18 protein-coding genes, 1 pseudogene and 1 riboswitch are annotated in these 17,723 nt (G+C 73.8%); of the genes and pseudogenes, 6 read left to right on the top strand and 13 right to left on the bottom strand.

Going from position 1 to position 17,723, the window contains the following annotated elements:
• The first annotated feature begins 33 nt into the window (after window positions 1-33).
• The gene (locus tag HHX37_RS32480) at window positions 34-606 is read left to right on the top strand and encodes a GNAT family N-acetyltransferase (RefSeq protein WP_182879102.1); all 573 of its coding nucleotides are present in this window, start codon (window positions 34-36) and stop codon (window positions 604-606) included.
• A gap of 16 nt (window positions 607-622) precedes the next feature.
• Here the strand turns inward: HHX37_RS32480 and metF are convergent, their stop codons facing one another.
• Complete coding sequence (gene metF / locus HHX37_RS32475; RefSeq protein WP_138462825.1) at window positions 623-1,549, bottom strand: methylenetetrahydrofolate reductase [NAD(P)H]; 927 nt, start codon at window positions 1,547-1,549, stop codon at window positions 623-625.
• 165 nt (window positions 1,550-1,714) lie between these two features.
• Here metF and HHX37_RS32470 point away from each other — a divergent pair, with 165 nt between their 5' ends.
• Window positions 1,715-2,782: a polyprenyl synthetase family protein gene (locus tag HHX37_RS32470; protein ID WP_182879103.1), complete on the top strand. Its 1,068-nt coding sequence runs from the start codon at window positions 1,715-1,717 to the stop codon at window positions 2,780-2,782.
• 112 nt (window positions 2,783-2,894) lie between these two features.
• Here the strand turns inward: HHX37_RS32470 and thiE are convergent, their stop codons facing one another.
• The 3 genes from thiE to HHX37_RS32455 are packed head-to-tail and all read right to left on the bottom strand — an operon-like array spanning window position 2,895 to window position 5,173.
• On the bottom strand, window positions 2,895-3,545 hold the full coding sequence (gene thiE, locus HHX37_RS32465; RefSeq protein ID WP_244302388.1) for a thiamine phosphate synthase: 651 nt from the start codon (window positions 3,543-3,545) through the stop codon (window positions 2,895-2,897).
• Between the two features lie 28 nt (window positions 3,546-3,573).
• Complete coding sequence (locus tag HHX37_RS32460) at window positions 3,574-3,951, bottom strand: Rv2175c family DNA-binding protein (protein ID WP_111700302.1); 378 nt, start codon at window positions 3,949-3,951, stop codon at window positions 3,574-3,576.
• A gap of 43 nt (window positions 3,952-3,994) precedes the next feature.
• A complete protein-coding gene (locus tag HHX37_RS32455) occupies window positions 3,995-5,173 on the bottom strand; it encodes an NAD(P)/FAD-dependent oxidoreductase (RefSeq protein ID WP_111700301.1) in 1,179 nt (392 codons plus the stop codon).
• 171 nt (window positions 5,174-5,344) lie between these two features.
• Window positions 5,345-5,456: riboswitch (TPP riboswitch) on the top strand.
• Between HHX37_RS32455 and thiO the strand changes: the two genes are divergently transcribed.
• The 4 genes from thiO to pknB all read left to right on the top strand — a co-directional run bounded on the left by thiO (window position 5,445) and on the right by pknB (window position 9,737).
• The gene (thiO, locus tag HHX37_RS32450) at window positions 5,445-6,581 is read left to right on the top strand and encodes a glycine oxidase ThiO (protein ID WP_182887851.1); all 1,137 of its coding nucleotides are present in this window, start codon (window positions 5,445-5,447) and stop codon (window positions 6,579-6,581) included. Its footprint overlaps the riboswitch before it by 12 nt.
• On the top strand, window positions 6,578-6,778 hold the full coding sequence (gene thiS / locus HHX37_RS32445; RefSeq protein ID WP_111700300.1) for a sulfur carrier protein ThiS: 201 nt from the start codon (window positions 6,578-6,580) through the stop codon (window positions 6,776-6,778). Before thiO ends, thiS begins: the two co-directional genes overlap by 4 nt.
• Window positions 6,775-7,563 (top strand): thiazole synthase, encoded by a 789-nt coding sequence (locus HHX37_RS32440; protein ID WP_138462828.1) that lies wholly within the window; start codon window positions 6,775-6,777, stop codon window positions 7,561-7,563. Before thiS ends, HHX37_RS32440 begins: the two co-directional genes overlap by 4 nt.
• 155 nt (window positions 7,564-7,718) lie before the next feature.
• Entirely contained in the window at window positions 7,719-9,737 is a 2,019-nt protein-coding gene (gene pknB / locus HHX37_RS32435) for a Stk1 family PASTA domain-containing Ser/Thr kinase (protein ID WP_182887850.1), read from the top strand.
• A 122-nt stretch (window positions 9,738-9,859) separates the two neighbouring features.
• Here the strand turns inward: pknB and HHX37_RS37355 are convergent, their stop codons facing one another.
• The 9 genes and pseudogenes from HHX37_RS37355 to HHX37_RS32395 form a co-directional block, all read right to left on the bottom strand.
• Window positions 9,860-10,111 (bottom strand): zinc ribbon domain-containing protein, encoded by a 252-nt coding sequence (locus HHX37_RS37355; RefSeq protein ID WP_310740646.1) that lies wholly within the window; start codon window positions 10,109-10,111, stop codon window positions 9,860-9,862.
• A gap of 285 nt (window positions 10,112-10,396) precedes the next feature.
• Window positions 10,397-10,699, bottom strand: coding sequence for a helix-turn-helix domain-containing protein (locus HHX37_RS37350; protein WP_310740643.1), 303 nt, complete (start codon window positions 10,697-10,699; stop codon window positions 10,397-10,399).
• Window positions 10,696-10,851: pseudogene (locus tag HHX37_RS37345) on the bottom strand (IS607 family transposase); the annotation flags it as partial. The gene HHX37_RS37350 and the pseudogene HHX37_RS37345, both read right to left, overlap by 4 nt.
• A gap of 355 nt (window positions 10,852-11,206) precedes the next feature.
• The gene (gene alc, locus HHX37_RS32420; protein WP_182887849.1) at window positions 11,207-12,196 is read right to left on the bottom strand and encodes an allantoicase; all 990 of its coding nucleotides are present in this window, start codon (window positions 12,194-12,196) and stop codon (window positions 11,207-11,209) included.
• Complete coding sequence (gene allB, locus HHX37_RS32415) at window positions 12,193-13,551, bottom strand: allantoinase AllB (protein ID WP_310737893.1); 1,359 nt, start codon at window positions 13,549-13,551, stop codon at window positions 12,193-12,195. The genes alc and allB overlap by 4 nt, the downstream gene beginning before the upstream one ends.
• A gap of 49 nt (window positions 13,552-13,600) precedes the next feature.
• On the bottom strand, window positions 13,601-14,761 hold the full coding sequence (locus tag HHX37_RS32410) for a glycerate kinase (protein ID WP_182887848.1): 1,161 nt from the start codon (window positions 14,759-14,761) through the stop codon (window positions 13,601-13,603).
• A 64-nt stretch (window positions 14,762-14,825) separates the two neighbouring features.
• Window positions 14,826-16,193 carry an 8-oxoguanine deaminase gene (locus HHX37_RS32405; RefSeq protein WP_220503324.1) on the bottom strand — a complete coding sequence of 456 codons (1,368 nt, stop codon included), beginning with the start codon at window positions 16,191-16,193 and terminating at the stop codon, window positions 14,826-14,828.
• A gap of 67 nt (window positions 16,194-16,260) precedes the next feature.
• Complete coding sequence (locus HHX37_RS32400; RefSeq protein WP_182875755.1) at window positions 16,261-16,830, bottom strand: (2Fe-2S)-binding protein; 570 nt, start codon at window positions 16,828-16,830, stop codon at window positions 16,261-16,263.
• Window positions 16,827-17,723 carry an FAD binding domain-containing protein gene (locus tag HHX37_RS32395; RefSeq protein ID WP_182887847.1) on the bottom strand — a complete coding sequence of 299 codons (897 nt, stop codon included), beginning with the start codon at window positions 17,721-17,723 and terminating at the stop codon, window positions 16,827-16,829. Before HHX37_RS32395 ends, HHX37_RS32400 begins: the two co-directional genes overlap by 4 nt.

Here is a 17,723-nt window from a genome sequence, read left to right as displayed (position 1 = left end):
CCGGCCTGGCGGCGCTTTGCTAGTGTGCGACGCGTGATCCGACTGCGCCGGGTGGGGCCCGACACGTTCAGGGCGGTGCTGGACACCGTGCTGGAGATCTACACGGACGCCATGCGGCCGCCGTCGGACCAGCTCGCGGGCCGCATGGCGATCATGCGCAACCACGCCGGTTATCCCGACTTCGCCTGCGTCCTCGCCGAGGACCCGCAGGGCCCCGGCATCGCCGGCTTCGCGTACGGCTTCCACGGCGGCCCCGGCCAGTGGTGGCACGACGTCGTCCGCGGCGGCCTGCAGGACCGGGCGGGGCCGGTGGTGGCCGACGAGTGGTTCGGCGACGCCCTGGAGATCGCCGAGATCCACGTACGCCCCGGGTACCAGGGCAAGGGCGTCGGGCGGCGCATGATCCACGCGCTGTGCGAGGGCCGCCCGGAGCGCACCGCCGTGCTGTCCACGCACGACGCCCCCACGGTGGCCCGCCATCTCTACCGCGACGTGGGCTTCGCCGACCTGATGACCCGGTTCGTCTTCCCGGGCGGCTACGAGGAGTACGTCATCGCGGGGGTGCGGCTGCCGTTGCCCGGCCCCGCGCCGCTCGCGAAGGACTGATACACGGGCAGGCGGGTCAGCCGGCGACGGCGGGCACGCCGTGCAGCGCCTGGAACACCTCGCGGGTCGCGCTCGACCGGTTGAAGGTGATGAAGTGGATGCCGGGGGCGCCCTCGTCGAGGAGCGTCCGGCACATCTCGGCGGCGTGCTCGATGCCCAGGCGGCGGACCGCCACCGGATCGTCGGCGACGGCCGCGAACCGCTCGGCCACCTCCGGCGGGAACGGCGCGCCGGACAGCTGCTCGGACCGGGCGATCGTGCTCATCTGCGTCACGGGCATGACGCCCGGGATGATCGGCGTGTCGCACCCCTGCGCCGCCACGCGGTCGCGCAGCCGCAGGTAGTCCTCCGCGCGGAAGAACATCTGGGTGATCGCGTAGTCGGCGCCGGCCCGGCACTTCTGCACGAAGTATCTCGTGTCCGACTCGACCGTGGCCGACCTCGGGTGCTTGTACGGGAAGGCCGCCACGCCCACGCAGAAGTCGCCCGCCTGGCGGATCAGCCGCACCAGGTCCTCGGCGTACAGGACGCCCTCGGGGTGCCTGACCCATTCGTCCATCGGGTCGCCGCCGCGCGGGTCGCCGCGTACGGCGAGGATGTTGCGCACCCCGGCGTCGGCGAACCGGCCGACGAGGTGGCGCAGCTCACGGATCGAGTGGTCGACGGCGGTGAAGTGGGCGACGGGCGTGAGCGTCGTCTCGTGGGCCAGCCGCTCGACGATGTCCACGGTGCGGTCGCGGGTCGAGCCGCCGGCGCCGTAGGTGACGGAGACGAACGTCGGCCGCAGCGCCTCCAGTTCGCGGATCGCGCGCCACAGCTGGCGCTCCCCCTCGTCGGTCTTCGGCGGGAAGAACTCGAACGAGAACGAGCGCTCGCCCGCGGCCAGCAGTTCGCGGACCGTCGGGACGCGATCGGGAAGCCGCGAGGGCAGACCGAGAGCCATACGGGAAAGATTACAGCGCGGGCCGGTCCCCGGCCTCGCGGTCTTGCCATGTGGACCGGCCGCATGTACTGGTCACCCGGACGTTTTGCCCTAACAGCGCGAGCTGACCAATTTAGAGGGGATCTGCGCTGTGATGTCGGGATCTGGCCCGGTTACTCTCTGAGCATGACCACTTCCGCCGCCTCGCTCGACCACATCCGTACGGAGGTGGACCGCGTTCTCCGGGAGTTCCTCGACCGGCAGCGCCCACACTTCGAGGACCCGCATCTGGCCGTCCTGCTGTCCGCCGCGGAGGACTTCCTCGCCGGTGGCAAGCGGCTGCGTCCCGCCTTCTGCCACTGGGGGTGGCGCGCCGCCGGGGGCGGCGACGAGCCGGGACTGCACTTCGCCGCCGCGTCACTGGAGCTGCTCCAGGCCAGCGCGCTGATCCACGACGACGTCATGGACGCGAGCGACGTACGCCGCGGCATGCCCTCGGCGCACCGGCGCTTCGAACGCCTGCACGCGGACGCGGGCTGGCACGGGTCGGCGCGGCAGTTCGGCGAGGGCTCGGCCGTGCTGCTGGGCAACCTGCTGCTGGTGTGGTCCGGCGAGATGTGGCGCGGCAGCGGCCTGGACCCCCGGGCGATGGCCGCCGCCCAGCCCCTGCACGACTACATGCTCACCGAGCTGATGTGCGGGCAGTACCTCGACCTGCTGGAGCAGGCGCAGGGCGAGAGCACCTTCGACAGCGCCCTGCGGGTGGCCCTTTACAAGAGCGGTAAATATTCCGTCGAGCAGCCGCTGCGGCTCGGGCTGGTCCTCGCCGCCCAGGCCCGGCACTCCTGGATCGACCGCCTGTGCGTGCAGTACGGCCAGCGGGTGGGCATCGCCTTCCAGCTCCGCGACGACATCCTCGGCGTGTTCGGCGACCCGGCAGAGACCGGCAAGCCCGCCGGGGACGACCTGCGCGAGGGCAAGCGGACCGTGCTCATCGCGCGGGCCCTCGCCGGGGCCACCCCCGCCCAGCAGGACGTCGTACGGACCCTGCTCGGCGACCCCGGGCTCGACGCCGACGGGGTCGCGCGGCTGCGCACGGTGATCGAGGAGACCGGCGCGCTGACGGACTGCGAAGACATGATCAAGCGTTATCTGGACGAGGCGCTGCACGCCCTCGAACAGGCGCCGATCGAGGAGGACGCCCGCGCCGCGCTGGCCGCCCTGGCCGTCGCCGCCACCTCCCGCCGCACCTGACGACGCCCCTGCCCGGGATCGCCGGCACCCGAGTCGCCGTGCCGGGCGATTCCGCGCGCCCGGGGCCCGGCTCCGAGCCCGGCCCGCGTCGCCGTTCAGGCGGCGGGCCGGCTCACAGCGGGACGGCCGACAGGCGCGCCTTGAGAGCCGAGGCGGCGGCACCGGGGTCCTCTGCCTCGGTGACGGCCCTGACGACCACCACACGGCGCACGCCGTGCGCCATCACCTCGTCGAGGTTCTCCGGGCCGATGCCGCCGATGCCGAACCACGGCCGGTCGGAGCCCAGGCCCGCCGCGTGCTCCAGCAACGCGGGACCGGGCGCCGGGCGGCCCGGCTTGGTCGGCGTGGGCCACACCGGCCCGCAGCAGAAGTAGTCCACGCCCGGTTCCGTCGCGGCGGCCGACGCCTCGGCCGCCGAGTGGGTCGACCTGCCGACGAGCACGCCGGGACCCAGGATCTCCCGGGCCACGGAGACCGGGAGGTCGTCCTGGCCGAGGTGCAGGATGTCCGGCCGGGCGGCGTACGCGACGTCCGCCCGGTCGTTCACCGCCAGCAGCGCGCCGTGCCGGTCGCAGGCCGCGCGGAACACCTCCAGCAGGTCCAGCTCCTCGCGGGCCTCCAGGCCCTTCTCCCGCAACTGGACGATGTCCACGCCGCCGGCCAGGACCGCGTCGAGGAAGTCCTCCAGGTCGCCGCGGTCCCTCCTGCCGTCGGTGCAGAGGTAGAGCCTGGCCTGCGCGAGCCGTCGCCGGGTGTCGTTCACCCGACCAACAATGCCATGCGGCGGACGGTCAGAAGCCCAGCGCCTGGGCCCTGCGCTTGACCTCGGTGTGCCGGCCCTTGACGATCGCGTCGATCGGCGCACCCGGCAGCGAGTCGTCCGGGGTGAACAGCCAGCGGATCGACTCCACCTCGTCGTACCCGGCGTCGGCCAGGACGGTCAGCGTGCCGGGCAGGCCCTTGAGCACCTCGCCGTGGGCGACGAACACCGACGGGATCTGCGGCTGGCCGCCTCCGCTCCGCCGGGCGCCGACGAGCTTCTTGTCCTTAAGGAGTTGCTTGGTGCGGCCGATGCTGAGCCCCAGCTTCTCGGCCGCCTGCGAGAGGGGGAGCCACTCCCCTACGAGCTGGTCGGTCTCCCGGTCGATCTGCGCAACAGTAAGCGTCACGGAACCACCATTACCACATGCGAGCCGCCGGGAAACACCTCGATTACGTCATAATGCAGTCGCGGAGCGGCACGGCCGGATCGGCCACCCGCCGGGGGTCGAGCCTCCGGCCGCCCTCCACCAGGCGGCGGCCCTGCACCACGTCGCGCGGCAGGTCCACGGTGAACACCGCGGCGAGCCGGTCCTCGGGGGTCAGCCAGCACACCGCCCACTTCCCGTCCGCGCGCGGGTCGCCGCGCAGCAGCACCCGGTCGTCCGCGGTCGGGTGGCCGGCGAACTGCAGCATGTGGTCGAACTGCTCCGACCAGAAGTACGGCACCGGGTCGTAGACCGCCTCCTCGCCCAGCAGCGTGGCGGCGGCCGTGTCGGGGGCCTGGAGCGCGGTGTCCCAGTGCTCGACCCGCAGCCGCGTGCCGAACCTGCGCGACCACCAGTTGGCGCAGTCGCCCACCGCGACCACGTTCGGCAGCGACGTGCGCAGGTGCTCGTCGACGACCACGCCGTCGTCGAGCCGTACGGCCGAGCCCTTGAGCCATTCGACAGAGGGACGCACCCCGACGCCGGTGACCACGACGTCGGCGGGCACCCGCGCGCCGGACATGAGCGTGAGCCCGTCGGCGTCCACCGTGCCGACCATCGCGCCGAGGCGCAGCTCGACGCCGGCCCGGGCGTACCAGCCGATCGTGTGGCAGCCGACCGCGGGGCCGACCGCGGCGGCGAGCGGGCTCTCCCCCGCCTCCACCACCGTCACCGCGCACCCCGCCCTGGCCGCCGCGGTCGCGACCTCGGCGCCGATCCAGCCGGCGCCGATGACGGCCACGCGGGCGCCGGGCACCAGCAGCTCGCGCAGCGCGAGCGCGTCGTCGATCGTGCGCAGCACGTGCTGGTGGCCCTCTCCCCGCAGCCGGATCGGGGCCGCGCCGGTGGCGATGACCAGGCCGTCGTACTCCAGCTCGCCCTCGGTCGTCTCCAGCACGCCGTTCCGCAGGCCCTTGGCGGCCGTGCCGAGGCACAGCCGCACGTCCATGGCGTCGAGGTCGGAGTCGACCACGGTGGAGTCGGCGTCGCCGAGCAGCACCGCCTTCGACAGCGGCGGGCGGTCATAGGGGCGATGGTGTTCCTCGCCGATGAGCGTGATGCGCCCGGTGAACCCCCGGGACCTCAGCGCCTCGATGCTTCGCACGCCGGCCAGGCCGGCACCCACCACCACGACGTGATCCACGCCTTGACCATAGATTGTCAACGGGGGGACTGGCCAACCGGCTCCCCATAACGAGTTGGGCAAGGAGCGCGCACATCTCCGGCAGCCCCGGTTGTGAGCCACGTCACGCCCGCCCGGGCGAGCGCCGAACCGGGCGATCCGCCGGTATCGGCCACGTACTACGCTGTTGGGCGTAAGACGCGCGGGAGCCCGGCGGACCGGGCTGAGAGGAGAGCGTACGGCTCTCGACCGCCCACCACCTGATCCGGGTAATGCCGGCGAAGGGAGCGCGGTGTCCTCCACACGGCCCTCCGGAATCGAGCCCGGCCACGACGTCGTGATCGTGGGAGGCGGCGTGGCGGGCCTCGCCGCCGCCTGGCGCACGGCACGGCGCGGACTGTCGGTGGCCGTGGTGGACCCCGCGCCGGGAGGCGGCGCCACCCACGCCGCCGCCGGGATGCTCGCGCCGGTCAGCGAGGTGACCTACACGGAGGAGCCGCTGCTGCGGCTCGGGCTGGCGTCGCTGGCCGCCTGGCCGGCGTTCCGGGCGGAGCTGGAGGACGAGTCCGGCGCCGAGCTCGACTACCGCACCGAGGGCACGCTGGAGGTCGCCCGCGGCGCGGACGACATGGCCTTCCTCGACGACCTCGCGGCCTTCGAGCGCACGCTCGGCCTGCGGGTCGAACGCCTGACCGGGCGCGAGTGCCGTTCCTTCGAGCCGATGCTGTCCCCCTCGGTGCGCGGCGGGCTGCTGGCCCGCGACGACGCCTGGGTCAACCCCCGCAGGGTCGTGCGCGCGCTGCTGACCGCGTTCGAGAAGGCGGGCGGCACGCTGGTGGCCGAGCGCGCCGCCGGGATCGTCCTTCCCGGCCGGGGCTCCCCGTCGGTGCGGCTGGAGTCCGGCGGGACCGTCCCGGCCGGCCGGGTCGTGGTGGCCGCCGGCTCGTGGTCGGCCTCCCTGCTCCCCGGCCTGCCCGTACGGCCGGTCAAGGGGCAGATCCTCCGGCTCCGGGGCCCCAAGGGGTTCCTCACCCGGTGCGTACGGGGGCTGGTGCACGGTTCTCCCGCCTACCTCGTCCCCCGGGGCGACGGAGAGATCACTTTGGGCGCCACCTCCGAGGAGCTGGGATACGACGCGCGGGTCACCGCCGGCGGGGTGTACGAGCTGCTGCGCGACGCCCGCGAACTGGTGCCCGGCCTCACCGAGCTCGAACTGGCCGAGACGGCCGTCGGGTTCCGCCCGGGGACCCCGGACAACCTTCCGCTCATCGGCCCCGCCGGCCACCCCGGCGTCCTCGCGGCGACCGGGCACGGCCGGAACGGCGTGCTGCTGGCCCCGATCACCGCCGAGGCCGTCGCCGCCCTCCTCACCGGCGGCGCGGTGCCGGAGGCCGCCCTGTCCTGCGACCCAGGGAGATTCCGCGAATGAAGGTCACGATCAACGGAGACCCGGCCGAGCTGCCGGAGGGGGCGACGGTGGGCGACGCCGTACGGATCCTCACGGCGCTCACGTCCGGCGTCGCGGTGGCGGTCAACGGCGAGGTGGTGAGCCGCAGTGCCTGGGACTCCACCCAGGTGGAGGACGGCGACGGCGTCGAGGTGCTCACCGCGGTGCAGGGAGGATGACAGGAATGACGGAACAGGACGCGTCCGGCGACGTCTTCGTGCTCGGCGGGGAGAAGTTCGCCTCGCGCCTGATCATGGGGACCGGCGGCGCGCCGTCGCTGGAGGTGCTCGACCAGGCGCTGGAGGCGTCCGGCACCGAGCTGACGACCGTCGCGATGCGCAGGCTGGACCCGGCCGCCCGCGGCTCGGTGCTCGACCTGCTGCGGGCGAGGAACATCAAGGTGCTGCCGAACACGGCCGGCTGCTTCACGGCCGGCGAGGCCGTGCTGACCGCCCGGCTGGCCCGCGAGGCGCTGGAGACGAACTGGGTCAAGCTGGAGGTCATCGCCGACGAGCGGACCCTGCTGCCCGATCCGATCGAGACCTTCGACGCGGCGGAACGGCTGGTCGCCGACGGCTTCGTCGTGCTGCCGTACATCGGCGACGACCCCGCGCTGGCACGGCGGCTGGAGGACGCCGGGTGCGCGGCGGTGATGCCGCTCGGCGCCCCGATCGGCTCGGGCCTCGGCATCCGCAACCCGCACAGCATCGAGCTGATCGCCGAGGCCGCCACGGTGCCGGTGATCCTCGACGCCGGGATCGGCACGGCCAGCGACGCGGCGCTCGCGATGGAGCTGGGCTGCGACGCCGTGCTGCTCGCCAGCGCCGTCACGCGGGCGCACCGGCCCGGCCTCATGGCCGCCGCCATGCGGCAGGCGGTCACGGCCGGACGGCTCGCCCGCCTGGCCGGGCGCATCCCCCGCCGCCGCTACGCCGAGGCGTCCTCCCCCTCTCGCCCCGCCTGACCGCACCGGCCCGGCGTCCTTCCGGTTCGGACGCCGGGTAAGGCGGGTTTTAGGATGGAGAACGGCTTTCCGGGTGGCGCGGAAAGGGCCGCGTCAGGTCTCGGTTTGGGATTCGGGAACACGCCCGGCGGCAAATCACCCGTAAACTCGGGCGGGTGGACACGACGCTAACCGATCCGCTCGTGGGGCAGCTGCTCGACGGGCGCTACCGCGTCGAGTCCCGGATCGCCCGGGGCGGCATGGCCTCCGTCTACCTGGCTCTGGACGTCCGGCTCGACCGCACGGTCGCCGTCAAGGTGATGCACCGTTCACTGGCCGAGGACCCGCAGTTCGTCCAGCGGTTCATCGGCGAGGCCAAGTCGGTGGCGAGCCTCTCGCACCCGAACATCGTGCAGGTCTTCGACCAGGGCACCGACGGGGCGAACGTCTACCTGTCGATGGAGTACGTCCCCGGCAAGACCCTGCGCGACATCCTGCAACGGCGTGGCCGCCTCCCGGCGCGCGAGGCCCTGGAGATGGTCATCCCGGTGCTCGCCGCCCTCGGCGCGGCCCACCAGGCGGGGCTGATCCACCGGGACGTCAAGCCCGAGAACGTGCTGCTCGCCGACGACGGCCGGGTGAAGGTCGTGGACTTCGGCCTGGCCCGGGCGATCGAGGCCACCAACCAGACCAAGACCGGCATGATGATCGGCACGATCGGCTACATGTCGCCGGAGCAGGTCACGACCGGCCTCGCCGACGCGCGCAGCGACGTGTACGCCGCCGGGATCATGCTGTTCGAACTGCTCACCGGGCGCCAGCCGTACGCCGGTGAGACGCCGATGTCGATCGCCTACCGGCACGTGCACGAGACCGTGCCCGCGCCGTCCTCGGTCGTGCCCGGCATCCCGCCGCAGATCGACGCGCTCGTCACCGCGGCCACCGACAAGGACCCCGCCCGGCGCCCGGCCGACGCGACCGCCATGCTGGTCGCCGCGGTCGAGATCCACCGCACGCTGCCGAAGACCGGGCACACCGGTGGGCACGCCCGCCCCGGCGTCGCGGGCGACTCCGCGACGGGCTCTGTGACGGGCTCTGTGACGGGCGCGCACAGCATGGCCGGCACGGGGGCGCACCGCGCGCCCGCCGCCCCGGTCGGCGCGACCCCCGCGTCCGGCACGGCCGGGCACGCGCAGCTCGGCCAGACGATGATCCAGCCGCGCACGGACCTGCTGACCGGCCCCATGACCGGCCCGCCGGAGGCGGGAGGGCGCCGCGGCACCCGCAGGGCCAGACCGGTCTGGTTCCTCTCCGCGCTGGCCCTCGTCATGCTCGCGGGCGTCGCCTTCACGGGCTGGTGGTTCTCCGAGGGGCGCTACACGAAGGTGCCCGATCTGGTGAACAAGCCCCTCACGGTCGCGCGGCAGGAGGCGCAGAACCACGGTTTCGAGGTCCAGGTCCTCAAGCCGGTGTTCGACGACAAGATCCCCAAGGCCGTCGTCCTGAACACCGAGCCCGGGCCGGGCGCCGAGGTGGTCAAGGGAGCGGTGCTCAAGCTGGTCCCGTCGGCCGGGCCGGAGACCATCCCGGTGCCGAAGGTCGAGGGCCTCAGCCTCGCGGACGCCCGGGCCAAGATCGCCGAGGCCGGGCTGACGCCCGGGCGGGTCAGCCGTAGCGCGAGCGAGACCGTCCCGCGCGACCAGGTCATCCGTACCAACCCGCTGGTGGGCAAGCGCGTCAGGAAGGGCGGCGCGGTCAACTTCGTGGTCAGCGCCGGGCTGCTCATGCCGGACGTCACGCAGATGATGCGCGACCAGGCGGAGAAGTTCCTGCGGGACAAGGGCTTCAACGTCCAGATCGACGAGACGGCCGACGACGCCCCGCCGGGCACCGTGATCGCGCAGGACCCCTCCGGCGGCGCGGAGGTGGTGGCCGGGGCGACCGTCCACCTGACCGTGTCACGCGGCCCGGACCAGGGCTTCCACTGGCCGTGGGAGACCGACCCCTCGCAGGCCGCACCCGACTTCGTGAACGTGCCCGACGTGCGCTTCAAGGCGGTGCGGGACGCGGTGTCCGAGCTGAAGGCGGCCGGGTTCAAGGTCAGGGTCCGCGAACTCGTCGGCACCCAGCGCGTCGTCGGCGAGAACCCCCTCGGCCAGCAACCCCAGGGCAGCACCATCACGATCTGGCACTGACCGTTCGGAGAATCTCAGTGATTCTCGTTCCTGATTCGTCGGCATCCGCCAGGCCGGAGCCTGGTCTTACGTCGCCTCCACAGGCGTTTTGCGTCTCCGGGGAACTGCCCGGCGACGTGTACCTACGCGGCTTGCTGCTCGCGGTCCATCGCCTCGAGCAGGTTCCGGGCGGCGTTGACGTCCCGGTCGTGCTCGAGACCGCAGCCGCATACCCATGTGCGGTCGGCAAGAGCCAGGCCCGTGTTGATCGCGCCGCACCCGCCGCACAGTCTCGAGGACGGGAACCAGCGATCGGCCGCCCACACACTGGAGCCGTACCATGCGGACTTGTAGGCGAGCTGGCGGAAGAACTCGCCGAACCCGAGGTCGGAGATCGCCCTGACACGCCAGCGCCTTATTCGCCTTACGCAGCTTGCGCAGGGCGTCTTTGAGCGGCTTGGGCGCGTGGATCTCGGTGACGGTGCCGTCGTCGTCCACGATCGTGGCGAACGTCTTCACCCCGACGTCGATCCCGCAGGCGGCCGCGTCGCTCGCCACCAGGCGGTGTTCATTGATGTCGGACCGGTCGATCTCGAGCTGGAAGGACACCCACCAGCGGCCGGCCGTCTCCTTCACGGTCGCGCCGATGACGCGCGCGCGGCCGTCCGCGATGCGGCCGGTCAGCCACGCCATGTCCTCGAGCGTGCGGACCTTGCCGACCCCAGGCAGTGCCACCACTCGAGCACTGACCGGGCGGGCGCGGTCGGCGTCCGCTCCAGTGCCGGGGCCGACCACGGCACCGCGGTCAGGTCCTTGTCGGCGATGCCGTAGGTCTTCTCCGCTTCCCGCTGGGCGAGCGCGGCCTTGACCCGCTCGAGGCAGAAGTTCTCGACCACCCGCGACAGCCCGGCGTGTTGTCCGAGACGTTGCCGCTGCTCGTGTGTCGGCGCGAGTTCCACGCGGTAGCCCTGGCGGTCGGTCACGCCGCGTCTCCCGCAGCTCGTAAGGCGGCGCGGGCCCTGCGGGCGGCCGAACGGCGGCCGTACAGGCGGGCGCAGAACGAGGCGAGCACCTCGGTCATGTCCCGCACGAGGTCATCGTCGCGTTCGGCGTCGTCGATGACGACGATGCTCCGGGGTCGTCCTGGTAGACCCGCACCGCCGTCACCTCACTCGCGCGCGACCTCCGCTGACCGATCAAATCGGCGACCCCGGCGGGATCGGGCACGCATCTGTACAGCGGGAGACCGTAACTCTCGAAGAGACCGTGCCCGCTCAGATGGACGTTCTGGAAGTCCAGGAAAACCGCGACACGTTCCGCCACGAGGTCGTCTCTCACATGAAAAAGCCCCGCCAGTCCCGGAGGACGGCGGGGAGTAATGGTCCCAGTGTAGCAGAACGAACCGTACTCGTTCCGCTACCCTCCGAAATCGCCTTGCCACCCTACTTCGCGCCATGCTCGGTACGCAGTGATTCCACCGGTTCAGGTGCTCAGGCGATGAGGGTGCCGGGGAGGCGGAGGCGGGCGAGGCCGCCGTCGGGGAAGATGTCGAGGCGGACGTGGGTGACGCGGCGGTCGTCGTCGAGGCGGAAGCGGTGGCGGGTGTCCGGCTGGAGCCGGGTCTTCGGCAGCAGCGGGAACCAGGCGTCGTCGTCCGGCGGGGGCGCCTGGCCGTCGTCCGGCTGGGGTGCCCGGCCGGTGTCGATGCCCGTCAGGGAGGCCCAGCCGGGGGCGTTGAACTTCAGGTTGGCGGTGTCGATCTCGGCCACGGCGATCCGGCCGGGCCCGGCCAGCGCGACGACGAGCCAGTCGTTGCCGCCGTCGCGCCGCCGGGCGGTCTCCCAGCCCTCGGCCTGGTTGCGGGCGAGGCCGGGCGCGAGGACGTTGTTCGGCGAGGAGTAGAACTCGTCGGAGCACGCCGTGACCAACCCGCCGTTCTCCAGCGCGGCGAGGTCGACGGTCAGCCCGTGCAGGAACGCGGGGTCGGGCACGACCCGGCCGTGCACCCGCAGCCGCGCGACCCCGCCGTCGGGGAAGATGTTCAGCCGGACGTGCGTGAACCGCCGGGGATCGGTGACCGCGAACTCGTGGGTCGCGTCGCCCCCGAGCGGGCTCTTCGGCACGATCTCCACCCAGCCGTCCAGCTCCTCCGGCGCCGGGTGGCCCTCGGCCGCGCACGCCTCCACCGAGGCGTACGGCGGGTAGTTGCCGCGGAACCACGCGGTGTCGACGACGACGCCCCGGACGACCCCCGGCATGCCGAGTCGGACGATCGCCCAGTCGTGGCCCGCCTCGCGCCGCCGGCGCGTCTCCCAGCCGTCGTAGACCTGGCCCTTGGCGCCGAAGGTGTGCGGCCGGAACTCGGCCGGTCCGGGCCTGATGAGGGCCTCCCGCTCGGCGAACGACTCGTCGTTGGCCGCCACGACCGACCCGCCGTACGTGCGGAGGGCGAGGTCGGGCAGGCGGGTGAAGGCGTTCACCGGGCTCCTCTGGTCAGCAGACGTCCGGCCGGGGTGGCGAGGTCGGCGGGCCTGCCACGCAGCCAGGTGGTGCGGACGACGCCGGAGAGCCGCCGCCCGTCATAGGGCGACACGGGGTTGCGGTGGTGCAGCGCCGCCACGTCGACCGTGAACTCGGCGTCGGGGTCGAAGGCCACCAGGTCGGCGTCGTTGCCCGGCCTGATCGCCCCCTTGTACGGCAGGCCCGCGAGGCGGGCGGGGCCCTCGGCCATCCAGCGGACGACGTCGGTCAGGCCGTACCCTCTGGCGCGGGCGGCGGTCCACACGGCGGGCAGGCCGACCTGGAGCGAGGAGATCCCGCCCCAGGCCTTGGCGAAGTCGGGCACCTTGAGGTCGGGCGTCGACGGGGAGTGGTCGGAGACGATCCCCATGAGCACCCCCTCGGCGAGGGCCTCCCACAACGCGTCGCGGTTGGCCGCCTCCCGGATCGGCGGGCAGCACTTGTACGCCGGGCCGGTGACCTGCTCGGCCGTCAGGGTCAGGTAGTGCGGGCAGGTCTCGGCGCTGACGCGCACCCCGGCCGCCCGCGCCTCGCGCAGCGGCCGGAGGCAGGCGGCGGCCGACACGTGCACGATGTGCGCCCTGGCGCCCGTCTCGGCGGCCAGCGCGATCACCCGCTCCACCGCCCGCCGCTCGGCCTCCTGCGGGCGCGACCTGAGGAAGTCGTCGTACGCCGGGCCGCCCGGCTCGGACAGCAGCGCCGGGTCCTCGGCGTGCGCGATCAGCAGGCCGCCGAAGCCCGCCACCTCCGCGAGCGCGGCCCGCAGCCCGTCGTGGTCGAGCTCGGGGAACTCCTCGACCCCGGACGGGGACAGGAAGCACTTGACGCCCATGACGCCGGCCTCGTGCAGGGGGCGCAGGTCGGGGAGGTTCCCCGGGACCGCGCCGCCCCAGAAACCGACGTCCACGTGGCACCGCCCCTCGGCGGCCTTCCGCTTGACCTCCAGCGAGGCGACGTCCAGGGTCGGCGGCAGCGAGTTCAGCGGCATGTCCACGATGGTGGTGACTCCGCCGGCCGCCGCCGCCGCGGTGGCGGTCGCGAAGCCCTCCCAGTGGGTGCGGCCGGGCTCGTTGACGTGCACGTGGGAGTCGACCAGCCCGGGCAGCAGCGGCAGGTCGCCGAGGTCGACCAGCTCGGCGGCGCCGGGCGGGTCGTCGTAGGGGCTCAGGGCCTCGATCAGGCCCCCGCGCACGGCGACGGCGAGTGCCCGCTCCCCCTCCGGGGTCACGACCCGCCGCGACCGCACCACCAGGTCGCACTGCCGGCCGCCGGGTGAGGCTTCCTCTTCCCCCGAGTGATCGTGCAAAGAACTCACCGCTCCTCTCGCGATCCCGGCGCCTCCCGTCGTGGTCCCGCGCCGGTGCCTACCGCCTGGTGAGGTGCTCGGCCGCGATCCGCCGGGCCAGCCGTTCGAGCAGCGGCCCGGCCTCGGCCACGCACCTGCCCACGTCGGGCTCGATGTCGGTCAGCGCGTACGCCGCCTCGATTCCCGCCTTCTTCAGTTCGTCGTCGCCCACCGCCCGGCGGCCGCAGACGGCCACGACCGGCACGCCGTGGCCGGCCGCCGCCGCGGCGACGCCCACGGGCGCCTTGCCGCGCAGGGTCTGCTCGTCGATCGCGCCCTCACCCGTGATCACCAGCCGGGCGCCCGCCATGTGCCGGTCGAAGTCCACCAGGTCGAGCAGGTAGCCGATGCCCGGCCGGATCTCGGCGCCGAGGAAGACCAGCGCGCCGAAGCCCACCCCGCCGGCCGCGCCCGCCCCCTCCCGCCCGGCCACACCCATCGCGCGCACGACGCCGTCGTGCTCGGCGGCGCCGGCCAGGCCGTGGGTGTGCGCGGCGACGGCCGCCAGCCGGGCCAGCCCGGCCTCCAGCACGGCGACGTCGCCGGGGCTCGCGCCCTTCTGCGGGCCGTACACCGCGGCCGCGCCGTACGGGCCGAGCAGCGGGTTGTCCACGTCGCTCGCGACCACGACCTCGAACCCGCGCAGCCGATCGGAGGCGTCGATCGCGTGCAGGTCGCGCAGCGCCGCCCCGCCCGGCGGGAGCTCGTTCCCCCCGGCGTCGAGCAGCCGTACGCCGAGGGCCTGGGCCATGCCCGCGCCACCGTCGGTGCAGGCGCTGCCGCCGAGCCCGAGCACGACCCGGGCCGCACCGTGCCGTACGGCGTGGGCGATCAGCTCACCGGTGCCGCGGCTGGTGGCGGTGAGGGGCGCGGTGACGCCTCGCGGGAGCCGTCGCAGGCCGGAGGCCTCGGCCAGCTCGATCACCGCGACCCGGCCGCCCGGCTCGTCCCGCACGGCGTAGGCCGCCTGGACCGGCGTGCCGTCCGGCCCGGTCACCTCCGTCTCGACCCGGGTGAACCCGCTCGCCACGACCGCGTCGACCGTGCCGTCCCCTCCGTCGGCGACCGGCAGCGACACGACGGGGACGCCGCCCAGCCCGGCGGCCACGTGCGCGGCCACCTCCGGTGCGGTGAGCGACCCCCGGAACTTGTCCGGCGCGATGACGACGTGCCCTGTCATGCCGTGTGCCCCGTAGCCGTGTGCCCTGTCATGCCTGGCCTTCCGATAGTCCGTCTGGAACTTCTCAGACATGATCCCCGGTGCGCAAGCGGCGGTGCGCGTCGGCCCCCGCGCGCGCGGCGGCCTCGCCCGGCACCGTGCGCAGCTCGCCGCCGTCCACCACGGTCCGGCCGCCGACCAGCAGCCGGGCGAGCGGCGGCGTGGCGCCGTAGGCGAACGCGACGACGGGGTCGTCGATCGCGGCGTGGAAGCCGCCGAGCCGCCACAGCGCGACGTCGGCGAGCTTGCCGGGCTCCAGCGAGCCGATCTCGGCCTCCCGGCCGAGGCAGCGGGCGCCGCCCAGGGTGGCGGTCTCCAGGGCCTGGCGGGCGGTGAGCGCGCGCGGGCCGTACCTCGCCCGCTGCATGAGCATGGCCATGCGGATCTCCCCGGCCAGCGGGGTCATCTCGCTGGAGGCGGCGCCGTCCACGCCGAGCCCGACCGGGGCGCCCGCCGCGAGCAGGTCGCTGATCCGGGCGATGCCGGCGCCGAGACGGCCGTTGGAGGAGGGGCAGTGGGCGACCCCGGTGCCGGTCTCGGCGAAGCGCCGCACGTCCTTGTCGGTGAGGTGCACGCAGTGGGCCAGCCACACGTCGGGGCCGAGCCAGCCGAGCCGGTCGAGGTATTCGACGGGAAGCACGCCGAACTGCTCCACACAGTGCTCGTCCTCGTCCGCCGTCTCCGCGCCGTGGGTGTGCAGCCGTACGCCGAGGGAGCGGGCGAGCTCCGCCGAGCGGGTCATGAGCTCGCCGCTGACCGAGAACGGCGAGCAGGGGGCGACGGCGACGCGCAGCATCGACCCGAAGGACGGATCATGATATTTCCGGACCGCTTCCTCGGTCGCCCCGAGGATCTCGTCGATGTCCTCCACGACCTCGTCCGGCGGCAGCCCGCCATGCGAGGTCCCCCGGTCCATGGATCCCCGGCAGGGATGGAACCGCAGCCCGACCGCGCGGGCGGCCTCGATCTCCGCCTCGAACAGGTCGCCCCGGCCCTTGGGGAAGATGTAGTGATGGTCGGTCGAGGTCGTGCAGCCCGACAGGGCGAGCCAGGCCAGCCCGGCCGTCGCGGCGCCCGACACGACCTCGGCGTCCATCCGCGCCCACAGCCGGTAGCTCGCGACCAGCCATTCGAACAGGGTGCCGTCGGGCGTCACGCCCTGGGCCGCCCACTGGTAGAGGTGATGGTGGGTGTTGACCAGGCCGGGAGTGACCAGGCAGCCGGAGCCGTCGACGCGCTCGGCCTCCCCCGGCGCGTACGGCGCGGGTCCCGGGCCGACCGCGGTGATCCGATCGCCCTCGATCACGAGGTGGCCGGAGGGGATCTCCTCCGCCGTGACGGGCACGATGTAGGCGTTCTCGATGACCACTCGCCGTGGTGCGAGATCACGCAATGAAGACTCCCTGGTCGGGCGGGACGGAGGCGGGTGGCGGCCGGGCCGCGTGCGGCCGGCGCCGCGCTCACGGCGGTGGCCGGAGGCGGGCGGCGGCGAGCCGGACCGCGTCGAGGATCTTCTCGTAACCGGTGCAGCGGCACAGGTTGCCGGCCAGCGCCTCCCGGATGTCGGCGTCCGCCGGCACGCCGTCCGCCTCGGCCAGCAGCGCGTGCGCCTGGACGACGAGGCCGGGCGTGCAGAAGCCGCACTGCACCGCCCCGGCGTCGAGGAACGCCCGCTGGACCTCGTGCAGCCCCTCCCCGGAGTCATCGGCGGTCCGGGAGACACCGGACGCACCGGCTGGGGCCGGGCCGTCGCCGTACGCGGATCCGGCGCCGGACGACGGGGCGCCGCCGTGGGACAGTCCCTCGACCGTGACGACCTCGCGGCCCTCCGCCTGGCCGGCGGCGACCAGGCACGCGCAGACCGGCGTGCCGTCGAGATAGACCGTGCAGGAGCCGCACTCCCCCTGTTCACAGGCGTTCTTGGCGCCCGGCAGGCCGAGCCGCTCACGCAGGACGTAGAGCAGGCTCTCGCCCTCCCACACGTCGTCGGCCGCGGTCGCGCGGCCGTTCACGGTGAGGTTCACCCTCATGCGCTCCCCCTGTCGCCGTCCGCCCCGGAATCGGCCCCCGAATCGGCCCTGAAGTCGGCCCAGGCCCAGCCGAGCGCGCGGCGGGCCAGCACGGCCAGCGCGTGCGTGCGGTAGGCGGCGCGTCCGCGTACGTCGTCGATCGGGGCGGCGGCGCCGGCGACGAGCTCCCCGAAGCGGCGGGCCACCTCGGGATCGAGCGGCGAGCGCCCCTGCCAGTCGAGCCGCGCGGCCGCGAACTCCTCGGCGGCGACGGCCCGGCGGGGCGTCGGGGCGGCCGAGCCGACGCCGGTCCCCACCCGCCGCTCCGCCGCGTGCAGGGCGATCGAGAACGAGCACACCGCGATCACCATGGCGTTCCTGGTGCCGATCTTGGAAAAGTACTGCGGCCCGCGCGCCACCGGGACGCGTACGGCGCGGATCAGTTCGTCGGGCGCCAGCGCGTTGCGCTTGACCCCGGTGTAGAACTCCCCGATCGGGATCAGCCGGGCGCCGCGCACCGACTCGGCCTCCACGACCGCGCCGCAGGCCAGCAGCGGCGGGTGGCTGTCGCCCGCGGGCGAGGCCGCGCCGAGGTTGCCCGCGACCGTGCCCCGGTTGCGGATCTGCGGCGACCCGACCGTGCGGGACGCCTGGGCCAGGCCGGGCAGGCGCGTCCCCAGTTCCCCGATCAGCCGCGCGTAGGTCACCCCGGCGCCGAGGCGGATGACGTCCCCCTCCCGCGACCACTCCCGCAGTCCGGGGATCGGGGTGAGGTCGAGCAGGGCGGCGGGGCGGCCCTTGTCGAGGTTGATCTCCACCATGACGTCGGTGCCGCCCTGGATCGGGGTGGCCTCGGGCCGTCCGGCCTTCAGGTCCAGGGCCTCGGCCCAGGTGCGCGGGCGCAGGAAGTCCAT

Origin of the sequence: Microbispora sp. H10885 (assembly GCF_014161415.1) — a bacterium.
Classification (GTDB): Bacteria; Actinomycetota; Actinomycetes; order Streptosporangiales; family Streptosporangiaceae; genus Microbispora; species Microbispora triticiradicis.
Note: the sequence above shows the minus strand (reverse complement) of the source record. Positions and strands in the feature narration are given on the sequence as shown.